A 3263-nucleotide genomic window follows, 5' to 3' on the forward strand; every position below is an offset into this window, starting at 1 on the left:
ATCCCGTCCAAGACCCGAGGTCAGTTGGGAAGAGGGTCAGACCGGACCGGGAGGACTCCCACACATCATCCTCACTGTTGGGAAGGGCACCTTCTTATCCACATAGGGTGAAGAAGGTGCCCTTCCTTTCAGGCGGCCCAGGGCATGGGGAGGGGGGCGGGGAAGGAGCTGGTCACGTCGACGGGGATGCCGGACTGCTGGGAGTGCGCGGCGGCGTTGAGGATGTCGACGATGTGCGCGGCGTGCTCGGCCGAGCAGCGGTGCGGGCGGCCCTCGCGGATCGCGCAGACGAACTCCCAGATGCCGCGGCCCCAGGGGATGCCGGGGTACGGCTCGCCGAGCAGCGCGACCGGCTCCGGCGGCAGGCCGGCGCGGATCTCGGAGTCGAAGTGGGTCCAGTCGGCGATGTGGACGGAGCCGCGCTCGCCGTGCAGCTCGATGCCGGACTGGCGGGTGCCCGCGCCGACGTAGAAGTTCGCGGTCAGGCGCACCGTCGCGCCGCCCGCCAGCTCCAGCACCACGACCGAGAAGTCCGGTGCCTGCGGGGAGAACATCTCGCCGGCCAGCGTCACCCGGTCCGGCTTGAGGATCGTGCCGTACGCCCACACCCGCCGCGCCGGGCCGAGCATCGCGGTCAGCGCGGTCAGCGAGTAGACGCCTACGTCGAACAGCGGGCCCGCCCGGTACGGCCCCTGCGGCGCCGGATGCCAGGACTCGATCCGGTCGTGGTTGACCTCGGCGTACACCAGCTTGATCGGCCCGACGGCGTCGTCGCGGACCAGCTTCCACGCGGTCTGGATGGCCTCGCCGAGGTACGTGAACGGCGCGCAGCCCAGCCGCAGCCCCCGCGAGGCGGCCAGCTCGACGAGCCCACGCGCCTCCTCCGACGTCGGTGCGAGCGGCTTCTCGCTGAACACGTGCTTGCCCGCGTGCAGCGCGGCGGTGGTGACCGGCACGTGCGCGGCCAGCGGCGTCAGGTTCACCACCACGTCGACACGGTCGTCGGCGAGCAGCTCGTCGAGGCTGCCGTGGATCGGCAGGTCGTGCGCGGCGCCGAACGCGGCGGCGGCCGCGGCGTCGGTGTCGTACCCGCCCACGACCTCCACGTCGGGGTAGGTGCGCAGGTCGGTGAGGTAGCCGGCGGCGATGTTGCCGGTGCCGACGATGGCGAGCCTGGTCACGGTGCCTCGATTCCCCCGTCGGGCCGGCGCACCCGCGCCGACCATCGCTCGTGCAGGTGGGTGACCGGCGGGTACTTCGCCGCCGCCGCCTCGTCGACCTCGATGCCCCAGCCCGGGGCGTCGTTCGGGTAGAGGTAGCCGTGGCGCGGGTCGAGCGTGCCGGGGAAGACCTCGCGCACCGGGTCCGGCCACAGGTGGCCCTCCTGGATGGCGAAGGCCGGGCTGCTCACATCCAGCGCCACGTTGCAGGCGGCGCCGATCGGCGACACGTCCGCGGGCGCGTGCCACGCCGTGCCGACGCCGGTCAGCTCGCACAGCGCCACCAGCTTGCGGGCCGGGGTCAGCCCGCCGACCGCGGAGATGTGCAGCCGCAGCAGGTCCACGCCGCCGCCGGCGACCAGCCGGGCCGCGTCGGCGACCGAGGCGACCTGCTCCCCCACCGCGATCGGCATCGGCGCGGCCGCGCGCAGCTCCGGCAGCCGGTCGTACAGCTCCAGCGGGATCGGGTCCTCCAGGAAGAACAGCCGGTACGGCTCCAGCGCGCGGGCCAGGGCGACGGCCTGCTTGACGGTGAGCCGGTGGTGCACGTCGTGCATCAGGTTCGGGGTCTCCCCCAGCACCTCGCGCGCCAGGGCGAACAGCTTCGGGGTGTCGCGCAGGTACTGCTGCACGTCCCAGCCGTCGGGGTAGGGCGCGTCGGGGTAGCCGCCGGGGGTGCCGGGCGCGCCGTAGGTGCCCAGGCCGGGGCCGCCGGCCTGCAGGCGCACGTGCCGGTAGCCGGACTCCAGGATCTGCTGGGCGTGCTCGACGGCCTGCTCGATCGTCGCGCCGGAGGCGTGCAGGTAGGTGTCGGCGGCGGCGCGGACCCGGCCGCCGAGCAGCTCGTACACCGGCATCCCGGCGCGCTTGCCCGCGATGTCCCACAGCGCCTGGTCCACGCCGGACAGCGCGCTGTTGAGCACCGGGCCGCCGCGCCAGTACGACGACAGGTGCACCATCCGGGTGATGTCCTCGATGTCGGCCGGATGCCGGCCGATCAGCATCGGGCCGACGTGCTGGTCGACGGCTGCCACGACGGCGTGGAAGCGCTGCGTGAACGTGGCGCAGCCGAAGCCGTGCAGCCCCGGCTCGCTGGTGTCGACGCGCACCACGACCAGCGGCAGGCCCTCCGGGGCGGTGACGATCGCGCGCACGCCGGTGATGCGCAGCCCGTCCCGCGCGGGCCAGGGCGCCTGCGTCTCCGGCAGCACGGCCGGAGCTCGCTCCTCTGACATGACTGTCCTTCGTCCGTTCGGTGACCGGAGCGGGAGCGGCCGCTGTTCCGGCAGGATCATCGCGACCCTACCCGGACCGGCGGCAACCGCAAGATCGGGCAGTGGGAGGACCCGTCCCGCCGGACGGCAGGTCATGATCTGGGGTGACCCGACCTGCCGGCAGCCTGAGCGACGGAGGACGACACCCGATGAGACCGGTGCCCCTGCCTGCGGCGGACTGCTGGCTGCACCCTGACGTCGAGGTCCGCGCGTCGGCTATCGCGGGACGCGGGCTGTTCGCGACGGCGCCCCTGGCGGCCGGGACCGTGGTGTCCCGGCTGGGCGGGCGGCTGGTCGACGGCGCCGCGCTGCGCGAGCTGTTCGCGCGGGCCGCCCGCGAGCGGCGCTACGTGGACACCGTCTCGGTCGGCGAGGACCTGCACCTGGTGCTGCCGCCGCGCCGACCCAACGGGTACGGCAACCACAGCTGCGACCCGAACCTGTGGTGGCTCGACGCGTACACGCTGGCCGCCCGGCGGGACATCGCGCCCGGCGAGGAGGTCACCAACGACTACGCGGCCTGCACCGCCGTCGCGGACTTCGCCATGGCCTGCTCCTGCGGCTCCGCGCTGTGCCGCGGCACGGTCACCGGCGCGGACTGGCGGCTGCCCGAGCTGCGCGAGCGCTACGGCGAGCACTGGATCCCGCTGCTGCGCGACCGCATCCAGGCCGCCTGAGCAGGGCCGGGGCACCCGGTACGCCGACCACGCCGGGGTACCGGGTGACCAGCTCGATCTCGGCCCGGGGCCGGCCGAGCAGCATCATCAGC

The 3263-nt window shown here is 73.9% G+C and carries 3 protein-coding genes; 1 reads left to right on the forward strand and 2 read right to left on the reverse strand.

Going from position 1 to position 3263, the window contains the following annotated elements; translation table 11 throughout:
• Positions 1 to 128 precede the first annotated feature (128 nt).
• Positions 129 to 1181: a Gfo/Idh/MocA family oxidoreductase gene (locus AB0J67_RS40140; RefSeq protein ID WP_363490912.1), complete on the reverse strand. Its 1053-nt coding sequence runs from the start codon at positions 1179 to 1181 to the stop codon at positions 129 to 131.
• Positions 1178 to 2455, reverse strand: a complete 1278-nt coding sequence (locus AB0J67_RS40145; RefSeq protein WP_363490914.1) for an enolase C-terminal domain-like protein — start codon at positions 2453 to 2455, stop codon at positions 1178 to 1180. The genes AB0J67_RS40140 and AB0J67_RS40145 overlap by 4 nt, the downstream gene beginning before the upstream one ends.
• A 188-nt stretch (positions 2456 to 2643) precedes the next feature.
• Between AB0J67_RS40145 and AB0J67_RS40150 the strand changes: the two genes are divergently transcribed.
• The gene (locus tag AB0J67_RS40150) at positions 2644 to 3171 is read left to right on the forward strand and encodes an SET domain-containing protein-lysine N-methyltransferase (protein ID WP_363490916.1); all 528 of its coding nucleotides are present in this window, start codon (positions 2644 to 2646) and stop codon (positions 3169 to 3171) included.
• Positions 3172 to 3263 lie beyond the last annotated feature (92 nt).

Source organism: Catellatospora sp. NPDC049609 (assembly GCF_040675365.1).
Classification (GTDB): domain Bacteria; phylum Actinomycetota; class Actinomycetes; order Mycobacteriales; family Micromonosporaceae; genus Catellatospora.